The following is a 17,360-nucleotide window of genomic DNA, read 5'->3' as shown; positions in this document are numbered from 1 at the left end:
TGGCGGAACCGACACCACACGTGTGTCCGCGGTCCGGCGGTTAGAATCTGCAGCGAAATCCAGCCACTCTCATCCAACCATCCGCCCTTCAGCCGAGACGCCCATGCCCTGCGAATTCAAGACGGCCCAACTGCCCAACGGCCTGCGACTCGTCGCCGAGGTCGATCCACAGTCCTACACCGCCGCGGCCGGCTTCTTCGTCCGCACCGGCAGCCGCGATGAGCAGGCCGAGGTCATGGGCGTGAGCCACTTCCTCGAGCACATGATGTTCAAGGGCACGCCCCGCCGCAGCGCCGACGATGTGAACCGCGAGTTCGACGAACTCGGCGCCAACTACAACGCCTTCACCAGCCAGGAGATGACCGCCTTCTGGGCCCACGTCATGCCCGAGTATCTTGCCCCCGCCCTCGACCTGCTCGCCGACATCATGCGACCCGCCCTGCGCGAGGAAGACTTCCAGACCGAGCGCGGCGTGATCCTCGAAGAGATCGCCATGTATGCCGACATGCCCTTCTGGCGACTCTACGAAGCCTCCATGGAGCACTATTACCAGAACCACCCGCTCGCCTACCGCGTGCTCGGCACCAACGAAACCATCGGCAAACTCCAGCGAGACGCCATGGCGGCTTACTTCAACGATCGCTACTCGGCCGACAATACCGTCCTCGCGCTGGCCGGCAATCTCGACTTCGACGCCACCGTCGACGCCGTGGGCAAGTGGTGCGGCACATGGAAGCGCACCGACACCAAACGCCACTACGGCGGCCTGCGTCTCGGCGACCACCACTTCACTCTCGATGACCCCAACGCCAATCGGCACTACATGCTTATGATCGCCCCGGCTCCTGCCGCCGATGACGACCGCCGCTACGCCGCGTCGATGCTCGCCAACCTGCTCGGCGATCAGGAAGGTTCGCTGCTCTACTGGGCCCTCGTTGAACCCGGCATCGCCGAGGAAGCGCAGGTCGGCTTCGACGGCCGCGACAAGGTCGGCGAGTACTACGTCTTTGCTTCCTGCCCGCCCGAGCGCGCCGCGCAGGTCGAAGAGATCGTCAACGATCAGATCGCCCGCTGTCTCAACCTCGTCACCGAGGATGATCTCGTCCGCCTCCGCAACAAGACGGCGACGTCGGTGACTCTCGCCGGAGAGCGGCCCGCCGGCCGCATGAAGCGCCTCGGCCGCGTCTGGACCTACCTGCAGCGTTACTCGACGCTCGAAGAAGAACTCGCCCGTATCCAGGCCGTCACGCTCGACGATGTCCGGGCGGTGTACGAGGCGTTCCCGTTCCGACCGAGGACGGTCGGGCATCTGCGGCCCGCCAGTCAGAAATAGCTTATTTCGTCCGCACCCCCATGTACTGGCAGAGTTCGATGAGGGTCTGGCCGGCATCGCCGAATGGTTGCACGGACTCGATGCCCTGCCGGCACAGGCGCTCGGCGAGTTGCTGCGACTCTTCGAGGCCGAGGATCGACGGGTAGGTCAGTTTGCCCGCCGCCTCGTCCTTGTTGGCCCGCTTGCCGAGGTGTTCGGCGGACTGGGTTACGTCGAGAATGTCATCGACGACCTGGAAGAGCAGGCCGATCGACTCGCCGTACGTGCTCAGTGCGTGCAACTGGTCTGCGGTTGCGCCGCCGGAGATGGCGCCGAGGCGGCACGCGCCGCGGATGAGGGCCCCCGTCTTGGCGTGGTGGACCGATTCGAGGCGCTGGATCGACGTCAGATCCTCCGGGAAACCGCCGAGCGTGTCGAGCGTCTGCCCGGCGATCATCGCCATCGTCGCGGCCGAGAGTTCATCAATCAACCGGCAGCGGACCTCGGCATCGGCGACGCTCCGCGCGATGTGCAGGTAGGGCAGCGTGGCCAGGGCATCGCCGGCCAGGATGGCCATCGCCTCGCCGAACTTGATATGGCAGGTCGGCTGGCCCCGCCGCAGGTCGTCATCATCCATGGCGGGCAGGTCGTCGTGCACGAGGCTGAAGGCGTGGATCATCTCGATCGCCGCGGCCGCGGGCAGGGCCTGCTCCTGGCGGCCGCCGACGGCCTCGCAGCTGAGCAGTACGAGCGCCGGCCGCAGCCGCTTGCCGCCCTGGAGCAGGGCGTAGGACATCGCCTGCGCAAGATTTGCCGGAGCATCGAGCTGGGCGACCACCCGCGCCAGGTACGCATCGATGGATGCGACGATCGATGCGTGGATGGCGGGCGGGGCCGGGGCGGACATCTGATTGCTCCCAAAGGCGGATACGAAATGTTGAAATCCTAGCCGGATTGTCGATCAGGAGTGACATGTCCGGCCCTTGTACTCAACGTTGCCTGCTCGTCGGCACCGCCGGCGCCATCCTCCAGGTCACCCGGCAGTTGGCGCTGCTGGATGATGCGGCTCGGCCGACCGTTTTCGGCGCGCTGCTGTGGCGCGAAGTGGATGACGCAGCCCGGCAAGCCATCGAGTCCCAAGGCGTGACCATCCTCGGACTGGCGCACGAACTCGAGCGCTTCGTCGTCCCCGGCGAGATCGACTCCGTCATCATCTCCCTGCCTGCCGCGATGTCCGAGGCCGTGGCGGCGCTGCGCACGAGCGTGCGGCGGTTGGGCGTGGCGGACCGTTTCTTTCCGACGATCGAGGACCAGCTGGCCGGCGTCGGGCCGCGCAGCCAGTTCGAGATCAACGTGGCCGATCTCATCGGCCGCACGCCGCACCGCATCGACGAGCGGGCAATCGGCGAAGTCATCACCGGCCGTGTCGTGCTGATTACCGGCGCGGGCGGGTCCATTGGCTCGGAACTGGCCCGGCGCTGCGCCGCCTTCAATCCTGCGCAACTCGTCTTGATGGAGCGGTCGGAGAATGCGCTCTTTGAGATTGACCGGCAGATCGCGCGCCTGGCGCCGAATCTCAGCCGCCGGGCGTTGCTGCACGACGTGACCGATGCTTCGCGGACTCTGGCGCTGTGCCGCGAGATCGCCCCGCAGGTCATCTTCCACTCGGCAGCGCACAAGCACGTGCCGATGATGCAGGATCACCCGATCGAGGCGATCCGCAACAACTTCTTCGGCACCGTCTCCATCGCCGATGCGGCGGCGGACTGCGGCTGCGAGCGCTTTGTGATGATCTCGACGGACAAAGCCGTCAATCCCACGTCGATCATGGGTGCGACCAAGCGCCTCGCCGAGCTGTACGTCCAGCACATGAACCAGCAGCACTGCGGCACGATCTTCCGCATGGTGCGATTCGGCAACGTGCTGGCCTCGTCTGGCTCGGTCCTGCCGACATGGGCCGAGCAGATCCGCCAGGGCGGACCGGTGACGGTCACGCACCCGGAGATGACGCGATATTTCATGACCATTCCCGAAGCGGCATCACTGGTGATCCAGGCCGCGGCGCTTGAAGACCGCAAGGGCGGCGAGGTGCTGCTGCTGGACATGGGCGAGCCGATCAGCATCCTCGAACTGGCCCGGCGTTATGTGCGAGCACACGGCCTCGAACCGCGCGTTGAAGACGCGTCCCCGGGGCCGGGGCCATCGCCGCAGACTCCCGGCCACATCTGCATCGTCTTCACTGGCATCCGGCCCGGCGAAAAGCTCTTCGAGGAACTCGCCTGCGACGGTGAGTCGATGCTCCCGACCAGCCATCCGGGAATTCACATCTGGACCATGGCGCCGCCCGCGGCCGAATATGTCGCGGACCTCGTGTGCATGCTCGAAGGCTGCTGCGCGGGCGGCGATGCCGCCGGAGCCGAAGCGACCATCCGTTCGCTGCTTCCCGAGATGGTTCAACAGCCGGTAATCCCCGCCACCGTTCGCAGGCGCAAAGCCGAAGCGGCGGCGGCGTGAACTGAGTTCACCTCCTGCGCCAATTCGCCGATACCGACAACGCAGCCGATGGCGTCGCGATGTGTTCGCGCACGCCGGCTTATCGGCCGCGGGAGAGGGCGGAGATGGAAGTTCAGCGTCCCAATCGGTTCGGCTCGCGCCTGCGGATCGTCATCGAGACCAACGCGGCGCGCGACAAGGCCGAGGTGCTGCTCGCGAGCCTGCTCAGCGCCCAGCAGGCGGTGGACCGCCAGGAGCCGCCGCCCTTCTCCGGCCGCATCGTCAGCCGCCAGAGCATGGATCAGGCGATCAGTTCGACCAAGCGGCTCATTGCGTCCCTGAACCGCGCGCTGGAGATGGCCCAGCACGATCTGCGCGACACGGACCTGGCCCTGCTCGATGAACTGGACGAGTAGCCGCTGCAGTCTCAGCGAATCTCATCGCGCGGATTGAGCGCGCCGCCGATGCGATGCCCGCCGCTGCCGCGCGGCGAGAGGCTCAGGCTGATGGTCGTATCTTCGCGGATCTGGTCGTAACTGAATCCGAAGATGATGTCCATCTGCGGCGTCTTGCGGATCAGTTCCAGGTTCGTGCTTTGCGCATCGTCGCGATTGAGATCGAACGTGACCGAGCCGCGGAACTGGTACAGCGAAGTGAGTGAGTACCCCAGCCCGGTCGTGAGCAGGTTCGAATCGTCCACCTCGGCGTAGCGCAGATCGGTGTAGGAATACAGGTCGCGCGAATGATCGAGCCGGTAGCCGACAGCGCTGCGGGCGATCGAGTCGCGGTCGAGGTCGTAGATCATGTTGCCCGCCAGGGCGAACTGGTCGCTCACGAGCCACATGAAGTCGCCGGCAAAGTGGTCGCCCAGGTGCGACAGTTCGGGGCGGTAGTCGAAGTAGCGAGGCAGGGAATAGTCACCTTGTGTCTCAGACGTGCTGAGCACGAAATCGGTATCGAGGATGAAGACGTCGACGCTGCGCCATCGCCCTGGGCCGCCGCGCTGCGTCTGCCAGGTGTTGCGCATGCCCACACGCATGACGGTGCCGGTGGTGATGCCTTCGACATCCACGTCGTAGATCGGAGAGTCGCCCACGCCGGCGTCGGAATCAGCTGAAAAGAAGGTCAGGCTGGGCTCGATGATGTGCCGGATGCGATGCAGGTCAAACAGCCGGCTTTCGACGGTGTTGTTGATGCGCGAGAACTGCGTGGCCACGCGCACGCCGCCGCCGCCGAAGTAGCGCTGCGCTTCGGCCCGTTGGCTGAACTCGCTGAAGTCGTCGTCGTAGAAGGTGAAGCGGCCCACGCCAAAGGGCACGACGCGGAAGATGCCCACCTCGAACGGATACGAAATCTCCTGCCCCGTGGTGAAGCGGTTGACGTAGTCCTCGCGGTAGCCGGCCATGAGGGCCGCGGCCGAGAGATTCGTGGACGGCGGCATGCCGAAGCCCGCCTGGCCCTGGCCGATCTCGCGCAGCGTGTGATCGGGGAAACTCAGCCGCATGCGGCTCAGTTGATACTCGCTCGTCCAGACCAGCCGCCCGTCAAAGAGACTGTCGGCGAAGCGGTAATACCCCAGTTCGGGCACCTTTTCGACGAGGTAACCCTGCGACTGGAGCAGGTCTTCGTTCGCGATGAGGTTGTTGAGGTCGTAGTTGACAAACGCTTCGAACGCCCAGTTGTCGCGCTGCTGACGGGCGAAGAGGCGCGTCCGGTATTCGCGCCGCTCCTCGGCTTCGTTATCGAAGAACGAATCGACGAAGGTTGGATCGGAGATGTAGGAGAATTCGCTGATGAAGGTCCAGTCGTCGGGCAGGCGGGCGAAGTGCGACCACGTGGCGATGCCGCGCGTTTCATCTTCCACATCGCGCTCGGCGCCGGAGGAAAGGCGGTCTTCGCCGTCGTCCTGGATGAGATACCCGAAGAAGCGGCCGTGCGAGTCGCGCGTGCCATACACCGCGTCGAGGCCGACCGCCGGGCCGCGTTCGGCGTAGTAATCCACAAGCAGGCTGGCGTCGGCGTTGCTGAACGGCGTCTCCCAGCCCATGATGCCCAGGAGGTCCCACTCGGTCTTGACGGTTGCGCCGTTCTGCCCGCTGGCGCCGACGGTGAAGCGCCGCAGCGGCGTGCCCTCGGCGCGCCCCTTGTAGCCCGGCAGCCAGAAGACCGGCAGGTCACCGGCGCGCAGCGTCGCGTTGCGCACCTTGATGTAGTTCTCCGTTTCGCGCGTGGCCGGGTTCTCGCGCTTCTCCAGCGTGACGTGCCCGGCCCCGATCGACACGTGCGGCGTGTAGAACTCGCTGGTGGAAATCCGCACGTGATCCGCCTGCCACTCGTTGTGGGCCGACTGGCGAATCTCATCGGCGCGCATGTAGATCGGCACCCGCGCTTCCTGGCTGTAGGTGTGCACCACGCCATCGAGCACGATCGCCCGGTTCGTCGAAAACTCGTAGTAGATGCGCGGCCCGCGCATCGTGTACTTGCCGTCCGTCGCCACCACGTTGCCTTCGAGGTAGATCCCGCGCACGGCACTCGCGTCGATCTGCTGCGTCTGCAGGTCCTCGGGCGCGATCGGGTCGGTGAAGATCACGGCCCGGTCGGCCGTCAGCGTGAGTTGGCGCGGCTCGCGCTCCGGCGGGCGGACGCTCAACTCAAGATACTGCACGACGAGATTGTCGCGCAGCGTGATGGTGCCTTCGGACCCGTCTTCGCTGACGTGATACTCAAGCCTGCCGTCCATCCGAAACGCGATGGTCGCCTCGGGCGGGATGCCCACCTGCGGGCGGAAGAAGTCCAGCGGGGGCCCGCCAGGCTCCACTGCCTTGGGCTGCTCGATCAGCGCCGGCGGCTCGGGCGGCGCGATGCGCTTCACCTGCGGCCCGGGCGGCGGCGTCTGCTCCTGACTGGCCAGTTGCGCCAGCACCCGCGCCTCGCCCCGTTCGAGAATCTCGGGCGGCACGGTATCGATGTCTTCGTTGAACTCATCGCTCTGGAGCGTTACCTTGCCCGTGATCGCCGCGGTGATGAGCAGTTGATCGCCCTCGGAACTCATGCCCGATGGCCGGGCGACGGCGCTGACGTTCTCGAGGTAGAGCGCGATCTCGCTGACGTTCGTGCCGTCGGCGTATTCCTGGCGGTTGATCCAAACCACGCCGCGCTCGGCAGTAAAGTCGTACGGGCCGACGCTGACGTTCACCCAGCCGTCGAGGTAGATCCGCTGCACCTCGCCCTCGCGCCAGATGGTGGCGCGCAGGCACGAGAGCGTTGCGTCGCCCTCAACGGGCGCCAGGCCGACGCCCTGCAGTGCCAGGGCCCGCGACGCCAGGCCCGGGCCGATGGGTTGAGATTCGCGGAGCGAAAGTGGCCGCACGCCGCCGGCTGCGGCGATGGCAGGGAGCGCCAGGCCCGACGATGCGGCCGCGAGGGCAATCATCACACGCCGCACCAGGTTGGACCTTTGCATCACACCCACCGGCGGCGATCATACCGAAACCGGCTGCGAGCGGCAACCGCCCGCCGCCGACGGACTTGGCGCCGCCGTGCGCCCGGCGAGCCCGGCGGCCGTTTAATCCAGCACGGAACAGGTGCGGCAGCCGGCCGCGGGCGACAGCGAACATGATCATCGCATTTCTCGAATGGCAAAGCGCGACGATGCTCTGGGCTCTGGCGGGCGTCGCGCTGCCGATTGTCGCGCATCTGCTCAGCCGGCGCGGCTCGCGGCCCATCTCTCTGCCCACCGCCCGATTCCTCGCGCTCGCCCAGGCGCAGCGCGGCCGGCGGCTGCGCTGGTCGCAGTGGCTGCTGCTCATGCTCCGCATCGCCATGATCGCGCTGCTCGCGATCGCGTTTGCGCGGCCGGGCTGGCGGAGCGGCGCGCGGCACAGTGGCGAAGGCGGGCGCCGCGAATTCGTGATCGTCATCGACGCGTCCGCCTCAATGAGCCGGGCATCAGGAGCCGAATCGCCGCTGCGCCAGGCCGCCGACCGCGCCCGGGCGCTGATTGGTTCTTGCGATGCAGCGCGCGATCGCGTGGGCCTGGTCGTCGCCGGCGTGACGAACGAGGCGGTCCTGCCGCGCCTCACGGGCAACTTCGCGGCGCTCGATGCGGCTCTCGATAAACTCCAGCCGACGGTGGGCTCAGCCGACCTGGCCCAGGCCGTGCAACTCGCGGCGGGCCTGCCCGGGCCGCTTGAGCGCGCGGGCCAATCAACCCCGCGCCCCGTGCGCCGCATCATCCTGTTCACCGATGCGCAGGCGTCGCAGATCAATGACCTCGCCGCATTTGAAGCCGGCCCAGGCGGCGAACTCATCGTCGAGCCGTTCGCTGCCGATGACGCCGCCACCAACATCGCCATTGAATCACTCTCGATTGCGCCGGCGCGTCCGACGCGCGGCCAAGCCTGCCTCGTGCAGGCGCAGATCGTCAACTACGGGCCGCGCGCGGCCACCGTGACCGTCGAGTGCGCGATCGACGGCGCCGGCTCGCCGACGCCGGCCGCGCTTGCGACCATCGAACCCGGCGGCGCGGCGACGGTTTCATTTCCCTTCACGCCGGCCGAGCAGGGCGCGGTCAGCGTGCGCCTCTCGCTCCCGCCTGATGCACTGGAGGCGGACAACGCGATTGAAGCCACGGTTGCCGTGCAAAGCAGCCGGCGCGTGCTCATCGTGGGCGGCGAGCCGGCACCGCTCGATGTCGCGACCTATCTCCAAGCGGCTCTGCGCCCGGACGATCAGTCGCCGTACGTGGTGAGCCGTACAGACGCGTCAAGCACCGGGCCAGACGCGATCGACTGGGGCGAGATGGATGCGGTCATCATCTGTGAAGCGGGCGATGTCTTGCTCGACTGGCTCATGAGTGTGGATCGCTTCGCGCGCGAGGGCCGGGGTCTTTGGTGGATCGTTGATTCGGCCAATTCGGCTGCGGCAACCGACGCCTTCGCCTCCATGCAAGGCGATGAGCCGGCGCTGCCACTGGTGATTGACTCCCTCCGGCCTCAGCCGCACAGCGTGCAGTGGAGCAGCGCCGATGCGCTCCACGAGGCGCTTGCTTCGTTCGACGGTCCGGCGCTGAGTTCGATCGTTGGAGTGCGGCACGAACAGGTCTCCCGCGCCGCCGCGGCACCCGGGGCTGCCGTGCTCATTCGCGATGGACAGGGCCTGCCCGTCGTCGCCGTGGGGCGCCTCGGTCGCGGCCGGGCGCTGGTGCTCAACGGTTCGCTGTCGCGCGATTCGAGCGAACTCACCCGCCTGCCCGTCTTTCCCGCGCTGGTGCACGAGTGGATGGCCTGGCTCACCGGCGGGGAAGGGGCGATCGAAGCGCTGCACCCCGGCGCGAACCTGCTCGTCGAACTCCCGCCGGAGCGCGAGGGCGCGTCCATCCGCATCGAGCCTGATGTGCGGCACGAGCTGTTCACCGATGACACGGGGCGATTCATCCGTTTCGAGCGGCTCGACCGGGTCGGCCAGGTGCGCGTACTCGACGAGGCAGGCGGCCGCTGGCTCGCGGGTGCTGCGGTGGTGATCAATCCGCGCGAGTCGGACCTGGCCGCCGCCGACGAGGCGACGATTGCCTCGCTCGAGCGGCGCATTGATCCCGACCGGAGCGCCCCCGACGCCGATCGTGGTGCCGGAGATGCATTCGCGGATGCCACGCGACGCACGGAGTTCTGGCCCTGGCTGCTGTTGCTCGTCGTATTCAGCGCGCTGGTCGAGAGCGGCACGGTCTGGTTTGCCTCCCGGCGGGAGGCGGCGGCGTGATGCATATCGCCGCAGTATCTTCCGTCACGTTCGCTCCGGTTGTGCATCCGGTGTTCATCGCGCTGCTCATCGCCGGCGCTGTATTGCTGTCGATCCGCGCGGGGCGCACGAGCGAGCGCATCATCTGGCCGCCTCAGCGCGCCCGGCTTCACGCCGCCGGCTGCGGTGCGCTGCGCCTGCTCGCTCTGCTCGGCATGGCCGCGGTGCTCCTCAACCCGGTTCGCGCCGAGCGCGGCCCAGGCGCGCTGCGCAAGCCGGGCGTGCTGCTCATGGTGGACACGTCATCGAGCATGTGCGTCACCGATGAACGCGACGGCGGCCAGGCGGTGTCGCGAATCGATCGCCTCCGCCGCCACTGGCTCGATCCGGTGTTTCTCGAGCGCGCAGCGCAGCACGCGCACGTGCGGCTCGTGGCGTTTGACTCCGGCTCGCGCGCGCTTGGCGCCTCCGGGGCAGCCGAAGTAACCGCGAGCGGCAGTGAGACGCAACTCGTGCACGAAGCGATCAGCGCCATCGAGCAGGCGGATGAGGCGATCGGCTCAATGGTGCTGCTCACCGACGGCCGCGACACGACCGGCGCCGCCGCTTCCACGCTCGCGTCGGCAGCGCGGCGGCGCGGCATCACCATCTCGAGCGTGCCCGTCGGCACCTCGGCCCAGCAGCCTGATCTCAACGTGCGCCTTTCTGCTGATCGCGCTTTCGTTCACGACGGCCAGTCCGTCACGCTGCGCGGCGAAATCAACCAGGTCGGCCTCAGCGGTCAGCACGTCACGGCCATCCTCGAACGCAACGGGCAGGTCATCGACAGCGCCGCAATCGTGCTCGGCGATTCCCCCGCCCGGCTCAGCTTTGACGTTACGCCGGTCGGGCCCGAGCAGGTTCAGGGCGAGGGTGAAGACGCGGCGATGGTTTCGCTGTGCGAGTTTCGCCTGCGCATCGAGCCGCTGCCCGCCGAGAGCCGCACGGACAACAACGCGAATTACGCCTTTGTGCAGGTGACGCGTCAGCACATTCGCGTGGTGCTGTTTGAGAATGAGCCGTACTGGGATACGAAGTATCTCATCGCCGCGCTGCGCAGCGCCGCCGAGATCGACCTGACGACCGTCATCGGCATCGGCCGGCGCGAGGAGATGACGCGTTACGTCAGCGAGACCGCGGGGCCGTCGCCGGACGAACCGGCTGAAGCGCCGCTTGTGGCGCCGATCGTGCCCGAGCATCTGAGCCGCTACGACGTGGTGATTCTCGGTCGCGGCATCGAACGCTGGTTCCCTGGTGAGAAGGCGGAGATGCTCGTGGAGTACGTGGCCGAGCACGGCGGCAGCCTGGTGCTCGCGCGCGGCCGGCCGTTCGGCGGTGATTCGCCGGCGGGCGTCGCGGCCGAGGCGGCGCTCGATCCCATCGTGCCTGTGCAGTGGGGCGAGGAGGTTGTCAGCGCCGGCCGCCTCCGCACGAGCCGCACGATGGCCGCGGGCGATCCGCTCAGCTTCGAAGGCCTGGGCAACACCGATCTCATCCTCTCGCAGATGCCCGGCATGATCGCGCAGACGCGCATCGACCGCGAGAGGGCCGCGTCGATCATCTGGGCCCGCACGGATGCGCGCGATGAGCAGGGCGTCCTGCCCGCCGCGGTGGCCACCCAGCAGGTCGGCCACGGCCGGGTGCTGGCCGTACTCGTCGATGGCCTGTGGAAGTGGGCGCTGCTCCCGCCGGAGAGCGCCGATTTGGATCCCGTGTTTCCGCTCTTCTGGACGCGCGCGGTCCGCTGGCTCGCGGGAGGCGGTGAACTGCTGCCGGGCCAGTCGGTCGGCCTCTCGCTGAGCCGGTTGAATGTTCAGCCCGGCCAGAGCGTAGAGATCACCGTGCAGACGCGCTACGTGGATGCAGCCGCACTCGATCCGGCAATTACCGTCATCGGGCCCGACGGCTCATCGCAGACGCTCGAACCCGCCGCGAGCAACGACGCGGCCACGCGCCTGACCGCGCTGCTTCGGCCCGAACAGGAGGGCCTCTACACCGTCCGCCTCGACTGCCCCGGCATGCAGCCCGAGACGCTTACGAGCCGCTTCATCGTGCACGACCCGAGTCGCGAGCGGCTCGATCTCTCCGCCGACCACGCGCCGCTGATCGCACTGGCCGAGGCGACGGGCGGGCACGTGTATGACGCGGAACGGCCGCAGACGGTGCTGGATGATCTGCGGGCCGAAGCGGTCGCCGCGGAAGTCGAGCCCGTCACCGAGCCGATCTGGGACCGCGCCTGGCTGCTGACGCTGCTCCTGTCGCTGCTGGGAATCGAATGGCTCTGGCGCCGTGCGACGGGTCAGTTGTAACGCCTGCGCCTTGGCACCGCTCGACTAAAAAACCGAAATCCGCGTCCCGTCGGTGAGTGTGCGCGCGGGTTGCACGCCCGCCTGCTCGATGCCCCAGAGGATGCGTTCGGTTGGGGTGGCGGTGCACAGCGAGAGCCAGCGGCCCACCTGCGTCGTCGCGCGGCACGTGCTGCCGGCACGCTCGGTCCAGTGCGCCAGCACGCCTCCCCAGGCGGCGTTCCAGTGCTGCACGCGCAGGTGGATCGGATCAAAGCCGTACCACGCGCCGCTCTGCTCGGCGATGCGCACGCCGCTGCAGTGCGCCATGGCGCGCATTTTCTCGTTGAGCACCTGCACGGCGTCGCGCATCATGTCGTAGGTGAGCGGCTTGTGCGGAAAGTAGAGCCGGCGGAAGAGTTGAAACCGCTTGGGCCCGAGTCGCTCGATGCTCTGCAGCGGCAGGGCGGTCATGACGACTTTGGCATCGTGGGCTCGCAGGTGCGCCACCGCCTCGGCCAGCCAGCGCGCGATGACTTCGGGCTCCACGCAATACGCGATGTCGTTGCCCACATCCGTGACCAGTGCGTAGGTCGGGCCCGGCTCGGCTTTGGCCAGCGCCTCCCAGAGCTCGCTCTGGAGGATGCCCGGCAACTTGCGGCCGAGGATGTTGCTCCACTGTCCGTAGGATCGGCCGTGGCCCAGCGCGATGTACATGTCGCACGGCCCGCCGACCTGCGCGCGGGCCAGTTGCGTGATCGTTGACACGCCCAGCGTCAGATTGCTGGCGCCCAGCAGCACGACGCGCGGGCGCGGCGGGGCCGCTCCATCCTGGTCCACCTCAGGCATGGGCCATTCTAGTGAGCCCGGGTATCCTCACGCAGGCCTCGCACAGCCCCAATCGGGAGTCCACCATGTCCGATCTCGACCACCTCTTCGAGCGCATCGCCGCGGGCGAGATTCCCTCGCACCGCGTGTACGAAGACGAGCACGTCTACGCGTTTCTGGATATCAACCCGCTCAGCCGGGGGCACACGCTGGTCATCCCCAGGCAGCGCTACGTGAAACTGCACGAGGTGCCCGAGGACGTGGCGGCCGCGCTGGGCCGGGCCGTGGCGCGCATCGCCGGGGCGGTGATTGCGGCGACGGGCGCTACGGCGTACAACGTGCTGCAGAACAATGGCGCGCCCGCGGGCCAGGCCGTGCCGCACGTGCACTTTCACATCATCCCCAAGTACGCCGACGGCTCGGGCCTGCCGCACCACTGGCCGGCGCGGCCCATCGACAAGGCCGAAGCGCCCCGGCTGGCCCAGGCGATCGCCCAGCGCCTGGCGTAGGGGCCTGGGGTTCGGCCGGCGCAACGACAACCGCCGGGCCCAGGCCCGGCGGTCGCAGGAAGTCGCTTCGGTTCGGATTGGCCGCGGGTCAGCCCTTGATGTCGGTGATCTCGACGGCGATGTAGGGCTGGCGGTGGCCGGTCTTGCGCTTGTAGCCGGTGCGCCGGCGGAACTTGTACACGTCGAGCTTCTCGCCCAGTTCGTGTCGGACGACTTTGCCCGTCACCTTGGCGCCGCTGAGATACGGCTGGCCGATCTTCGCGTCGCCTTCGCCGCTGCCGGTCATGAGGACGCGGTCAAAGACGATTTCGGCCCCGTCCTCGACATGGCGATGGTCGAGTTGGAGGACATCACCCTTGGTGACTTTGATCTGGCTGCCGCTGTCTTCGATGATCGCGTACACGGGAATGCTCCAAATGTCGTTAGCGCCTCGTTTTTTTGAGGCGGCAAGTATAGGCCCGTCAACGGTCAAGCCAAGATCGCGGGCTATATTTACGGGGCTGTCTGGAGGGGCGGCAGATCTGAGCCGGGGATGTGAAGCGGCCGGCCGACGCGGGCCGGTTTCACGCCCGGCGGGGCCTTTTTCTACGCCGCACCGTGTTTGAGAACCTCAGCCAACTTCTGACCCGCCTCAACAACTACTCGAAAATCGAGGTGGCGATCGAACTGGCCATCATCTGGCTGGTCGTTTTCATCATCGTGCGGTTCCTCCGCGACACCGGCGGGGCCGGCATCATCAAGGGCCTCGCCCTGCTGCTCGTGGTCGGCACAGTCTTCGTGCGCGTGCTGGCCCAGAACGGCGAGAGCTTCCAGCGGCTCAACTTCCTCTACGACAAGGCGCTGGGCTTTGCGGCCATCGGCGTGCTCGTCATCTTCCAGCCCGAACTCCGCCGGGCCCTCATCCGCCTTGGCGAGGCGACCTTCTTCCGGGCTTCCCGCTCCGAACTGGCCCCGATGATCGAAGCGCTCGTCCAGGCCTGCGAATTCAACAGCAAGAACCGAATCGGCCTGCTCGTGGCGATCGTGCGCCGCGTCGGGCTCAGCGGCATCGTGGAGAACGGCACGCAACTCAACGCCGAAGTCTCCGCGCCGCTGCTCCAGTCCATCTTCTGGCCCAACAGCGCCCTGCACGATCTCGGCGTGGTCATCCAGGGCAAGCGCGTCTTGGCGGCGTCCGTGCAGTTTCCCCTGACCAAACGATCCGACGTCGATCCTCGCCTCGGCTCGCGCCACCGGGCTGCTCTGGGTATCACCGAAGAGTCCGACTGCCTCGCCGTCGTCGTCAGCGAAGAGACCGGGGGCATCTCCGTGGCCGAGCGCGGCCAGCTCAATCGCATGGAGAGCATCGACCACCTTCGCACGTTTCTGGCCCAGCGGCTGCTGACGGAAGCCAACTCGAATGGCCCCGTGATCGAAGAAACCGGCTTCTCGGATGAGTCGTCCACCAAAGAGACCAGTCGCGAACGGCGCGACGCCGGAGCGGACAGTGAAGAGAAGGCTGAAGCATGAGCGAGGGCTTCAAGACCATCTTTACCGTAACGGTCGTGACGCTGCTGATCTGGCTCTACGCCGAGCAGGCCAATCCGCCCACGCCGCTTGAGGCCAAGGTGACCTTCCAGTTGCGCACGCCCGAGGGCAGCGACCTCATCGCGCGCCTGGCTGATCCGAATCGCGTGTACGTCTTTCAGTTCAGCGGCCCCCGTGCTCAACTCGACGAACTGCAGCGCAACATCCAGCTCGCCAGCGACCGCATCACCCTCAACGTAGGCGATGAAATCGACGCCACGCCGGGCTCGCGCGAGTACCTCGCCCGCTCCGTGCTCGAAAAGCACCCGTGGTTCAGGAACAAGGGCATCACCATTTCCGAGTCGCAGATGCAGATGCTCCGCGTGAGCATCGACCGCTGGGTCGAGCAGAAGCTGCCCGTCGTGGCCGGCGACTTTGGCGACCTGGCCATCGAGGGCGCCGTACTCGTTGAGCCGGAGACGATGACGGTCGAGATGGCCGAGTCGCTGTTGCCGCTGGCGCCCAACCAGATTCGGCTCGTGGCCACGCCCGCCCGCGAAGACCTCGATCAACTCGCCGAAGGCCAGTCGCACACCATTGACGTCCGCGTTCAACTCGTCACCATGCTGGGCACGAACGCCAATCAGGTGCGGCTGCCCGAGGGCGCCCGCGCGAGCCTGACGTTCCGCCTCAAGTCGCGCCAGGCGCAGACGACGTTCGGCCCGGTGCCGATCAAACTCGTCATCCTGCCGCTCGATCAGAACTACGACGTCACGCTGGCCGATCCGGTCATCAGCGAGATCACGCTCAGCGGGCCGACCGAACTCATCAACCGCGTGAAGAACAAGGAGATCAAGATCTTCGGCTATCTCGATCTCGACAGCGTTGAACTGAGCAGCGGCATCACCAGCAAGGCCGTGTCGTTCGATCATCTCTCCGGTCTGACGGTCATCTCCGGACCGCACATCGCCAACTTCACCATCACCAGGCGGAGCGAATAAGTGAAACAGGCAGGAAGGGCATGAGCGAACGCCAGTACATCAACCTCGTGGTGACGGGCGCCAGCGGCCGGGTCGGCCGGCTGATCTGCGAACTGGCGGGCGCTGACGAGAAGCACTGGGAACTGGTCGGAGCCGTGGCCCACCCGCGCAGCACCCGTCTGGGGCAATCTTCGTTCAGCAGCGCCGATCACGCGACAGTCGTCACGCCCAACTACGGCGGCAAGTGTGATCTGGTCATCGACTTCTCGACGCCCGCGGGGACCGAAACCGCCATCCAGATCGCGCTGCGCGAAGGGGCGGCGCTGCTCGTGGGCACGACGGGGCTGCCCGAGTCGATCGTGCAGGTCCTCCAGGCGGCGGCGCGGCGCATCCCCGTGCTGCTGGCGCCCAACACCAGCATTGGCGTGGCGACATGCGCGCGGCTTGTCGAGATCGCCGCGCGCAGCCTCGGGCCGGGGTATCGCGTGGAGATCGTGGAGGCCCATCACAGCCGCAAGAAGGATGCGCCCTCGGGCACGGCGCTCATGCTCGCCGACGCTGCGCGCCGAGGCGGAGCCGCCGTCGAACGCGAACAGATTCACGCGTTGCGCGGCGGCGACGTCGTGGGCGAACACGCCGTTCGCTTTGCCGGCGAGGGTGAATACATCGAGGTCACGCACCGGGCCACCTCGCGATCGCTCTTTGCGCTGGGCGCGCTGCGGGCGGGACAGTGGCTCGTGCGCCAGCCGCCGGGGTTCTACCACATGGCGGATCTGCTCAGCGCGAGCGTGGCGCCGGCTGATAAACCCGCGCCCGGCTGAAGCGGCGTCAGAACCGGTCGGACGTGGCGATGTTGAACGTCCGCTTCTCGTGCCCGCCGTAACTGATCGCCGTCAGGTTCACGCCGAGATTGACCTGATACACGAGCGTGAGTTCCTGTCGCTTGGAGCGGCTGAGCGGCGGAATGCGGTTGAGGTCCTTGAACTGCCTCGACAGGTCGATGTTGATCTCCAGCGTCTCGTTGTCGAGGTCTTTGTAGAAATACCCGACCGGCCAGTAGGTGTTGCCGATGTCATCGTGCAGCACCGGCGCGGGAATGAACTTGTCGCGATCGGCGCTCGAAACGGACTTGAGCGGGAACGGCGACTCGCTCCCCACGTCCACCATCACGACGACGGCGTCTGCCGGGCTGAAGATCTTTTCGAGGCGGAGCACCGGCGAGTTGACGAACGCCGTGTACTGGGCCTTGGTGAAGACCTGCCGCCCGTCGATGATGCGGCGAGGCTTTTCGTCCGTGAGATTCAGCTTGCTTGCGGTGGTCGAAATAAGCCGGCCGCCGGCGATGCGGTCGTCCACGCGGATGAAACCGGTATCGGACATGGGCGTGCCGGGCTCATCGCTGGGCACGACGTAGCGGGCCTCTTCGACCGCGGCGCTTTCGCCGCCCGAGTCGCCACAGCCGGCCAGCGTGACGGTGAGCAGGCCCATGGGGGCGGCCAGGCACAACGCGGCGATTGAGAAGCGAGCAGACTGGAGCATGGGGCCTTCCCTTCAGAGCAGAATCGGACCGGGCGCCACGCGACAAACCACGCGGCCAGAACAGGTTGTTGGACGCCCGAATCCCTGGCGAGTTCCGGAATGAATCATAGCCGCCGCTGATCCGGGCCGCCGC

General features: G+C 67.1%; 14 protein-coding genes. 9 read left to right on the top strand and 5 right to left on the bottom strand.

The window, feature by feature from the left end; translation table 11 throughout:
- The first annotated feature begins 103 nt into the window (after nt 1-103).
- Entirely contained in the window at nt 104-1,333 is a 1,230-nt protein-coding gene (locus IT430_10755; GenBank protein ID MCC6908411.1) for an insulinase family protein, read from the top strand.
- 1 nt (nt 1,334) lies between these two features.
- Here IT430_10755 and IT430_10750 read toward each other — a convergent pair whose 3' ends face one another.
- Nucleotides 1,335-2,219, bottom strand: coding sequence for a polyprenyl synthetase family protein (locus IT430_10750; protein MCC6908410.1), 885 nt, complete (start codon nt 2,217-2,219; stop codon nt 1,335-1,337).
- A 65-nt stretch (nt 2,220-2,284) separates the two neighbouring features.
- Between IT430_10750 and IT430_10745 the strand changes: the two genes are divergently transcribed.
- Entirely contained in the window at nt 2,285-3,826 is a 1,542-nt protein-coding gene (locus tag IT430_10745) for a polysaccharide biosynthesis protein (protein ID MCC6908409.1), read from the top strand.
- A gap of 104 nt (nt 3,827-3,930) precedes the next feature.
- Entirely contained in the window at nt 3,931-4,221 is a 291-nt protein-coding gene (locus IT430_10740) for a hypothetical protein (protein ID MCC6908408.1), read from the top strand.
- An 11-nt stretch (nt 4,222-4,232) separates the two neighbouring features.
- On the opposite strand, the gene lptD is transcribed toward IT430_10740, so the two are convergent.
- Nucleotides 4,233-7,277, bottom strand: coding sequence for an LPS assembly protein LptD (gene lptD, locus IT430_10735; GenBank protein ID MCC6908407.1), 3,045 nt, complete (start codon nt 7,275-7,277; stop codon nt 4,233-4,235).
- 143 nt (nt 7,278-7,420) lie between these two features.
- On the opposite strand from lptD, the gene IT430_10730 reads away from it, so the two are divergent.
- Nucleotides 7,421-9,562 carry a VWA domain-containing protein gene (locus IT430_10730; GenBank protein MCC6908406.1) on the top strand — a complete coding sequence of 714 codons (2,142 nt, stop codon included), beginning with the start codon at nt 7,421-7,423 and terminating at the stop codon, nt 9,560-9,562.
- Complete coding sequence (locus IT430_10725) at nt 9,559-11,889, top strand: VWA domain-containing protein (protein MCC6908405.1); 2,331 nt, start codon at nt 9,559-9,561, stop codon at nt 11,887-11,889. Before IT430_10730 ends, IT430_10725 begins: the two co-directional genes overlap by 4 nt.
- A 24-nt stretch (nt 11,890-11,913) precedes the next feature.
- On the opposite strand, the gene IT430_10720 is transcribed toward IT430_10725, so the two are convergent.
- Entirely contained in the window at nt 11,914-12,714 is an 801-nt protein-coding gene (locus IT430_10720; GenBank protein ID MCC6908404.1) for a hypothetical protein, read from the bottom strand.
- A gap of 65 nt (nt 12,715-12,779) precedes the next feature.
- On the opposite strand from IT430_10720, the gene IT430_10715 reads away from it, so the two are divergent.
- On the top strand, nt 12,780-13,202 hold the full coding sequence (locus tag IT430_10715) for an HIT family protein (GenBank protein ID MCC6908403.1): 423 nt from the start codon (nt 12,780-12,782) through the stop codon (nt 13,200-13,202).
- Nucleotides 13,203-13,290: 88 nt separating this feature from the next.
- On the opposite strand, the gene rplU is transcribed toward IT430_10715, so the two are convergent.
- Complete coding sequence (rplU, locus tag IT430_10710) at nt 13,291-13,605, bottom strand: 50S ribosomal protein L21 (GenBank protein ID MCC6908402.1); 315 nt, start codon at nt 13,603-13,605, stop codon at nt 13,291-13,293.
- 194 nt (nt 13,606-13,799) lie between these two features.
- Here rplU and IT430_10705 point away from each other — a divergent pair, with 194 nt between their 5' ends.
- From IT430_10705 to dapB, 3 genes are read left to right on the top strand one after another with little or no spacing between them, the layout of a single operon-like run.
- On the top strand, nt 13,800-14,711 hold the full coding sequence (locus IT430_10705; protein ID MCC6908401.1) for a TIGR00159 family protein: 912 nt from the start codon (nt 13,800-13,802) through the stop codon (nt 14,709-14,711).
- Nucleotides 14,708-15,709: a hypothetical protein gene (locus IT430_10700; GenBank protein MCC6908400.1), complete on the top strand. Its 1,002-nt coding sequence runs from the start codon at nt 14,708-14,710 to the stop codon at nt 15,707-15,709. Before IT430_10705 ends, IT430_10700 begins: the two co-directional genes overlap by 4 nt.
- A gap of 20 nt (nt 15,710-15,729) precedes the next feature.
- Nucleotides 15,730-16,509 carry a 4-hydroxy-tetrahydrodipicolinate reductase gene (gene dapB, locus IT430_10695; GenBank protein ID MCC6908399.1) on the top strand — a complete coding sequence of 260 codons (780 nt, stop codon included), beginning with the start codon at nt 15,730-15,732 and terminating at the stop codon, nt 16,507-16,509.
- Between the two features lie 7 nt (nt 16,510-16,516).
- On the opposite strand, the gene IT430_10690 is transcribed toward dapB, so the two are convergent.
- Nucleotides 16,517-17,227: a hypothetical protein gene (locus IT430_10690; GenBank protein MCC6908398.1), complete on the bottom strand. Its 711-nt coding sequence runs from the start codon at nt 17,225-17,227 to the stop codon at nt 16,517-16,519.
- Between the last annotated feature and the right edge of the window lie 133 nt (nt 17,228-17,360).

It is taken from the genome of Phycisphaerales bacterium, from assembly GCA_020852515.1.
In the GTDB taxonomy this organism is placed as follows: domain Bacteria; phylum Planctomycetota; class Phycisphaerae; order Phycisphaerales; family UBA5793; genus UBA5793.
Note: the sequence above shows the minus strand (reverse complement) of the source record. Positions and strands in the feature narration are given on the sequence as shown.

Coding starts and splice junctions, on each gene's coding strand:
- IT430_10755 (MCC6908411.1), top strand. CDS start 104: ATGCCCTGCGAATTCAAGACGGCCCAACTGCCCAACGGCCTGCGACTC.
- IT430_10750 (MCC6908410.1), bottom strand. CDS start 2,219: ATGTCCGCCCCGGCCCCGCCCGCCATCCACGCATCGATCGTCGCATCC.
- IT430_10745 (MCC6908409.1), top strand. CDS start 2,285: ATGTCCGGCCCTTGTACTCAACGTTGCCTGCTCGTCGGCACCGCCGGC.
- IT430_10740 (MCC6908408.1), top strand. CDS start 3,931: ATGGAAGTTCAGCGTCCCAATCGGTTCGGCTCGCGCCTGCGGATCGTC.
- IT430_10730 (MCC6908406.1), top strand. CDS start 7,421: ATGATCATCGCATTTCTCGAATGGCAAAGCGCGACGATGCTCTGGGCT.
- IT430_10720 (MCC6908404.1), bottom strand. CDS start 12,714: ATGCCTGAGGTGGACCAGGATGGAGCGGCCCCGCCGCGCCCGCGCGTC.
- IT430_10715 (MCC6908403.1), top strand. CDS start 12,780: ATGTCCGATCTCGACCACCTCTTCGAGCGCATCGCCGCGGGCGAGATT.
- IT430_10700 (MCC6908400.1), top strand. CDS start 14,708: ATGAGCGAGGGCTTCAAGACCATCTTTACCGTAACGGTCGTGACGCTG.
- dapB (MCC6908399.1), top strand. CDS start 15,730: ATGAGCGAACGCCAGTACATCAACCTCGTGGTGACGGGCGCCAGCGGC.
- IT430_10690 (MCC6908398.1), bottom strand. CDS start 17,227: ATGCTCCAGTCTGCTCGCTTCTCAATCGCCGCGTTGTGCCTGGCCGCC.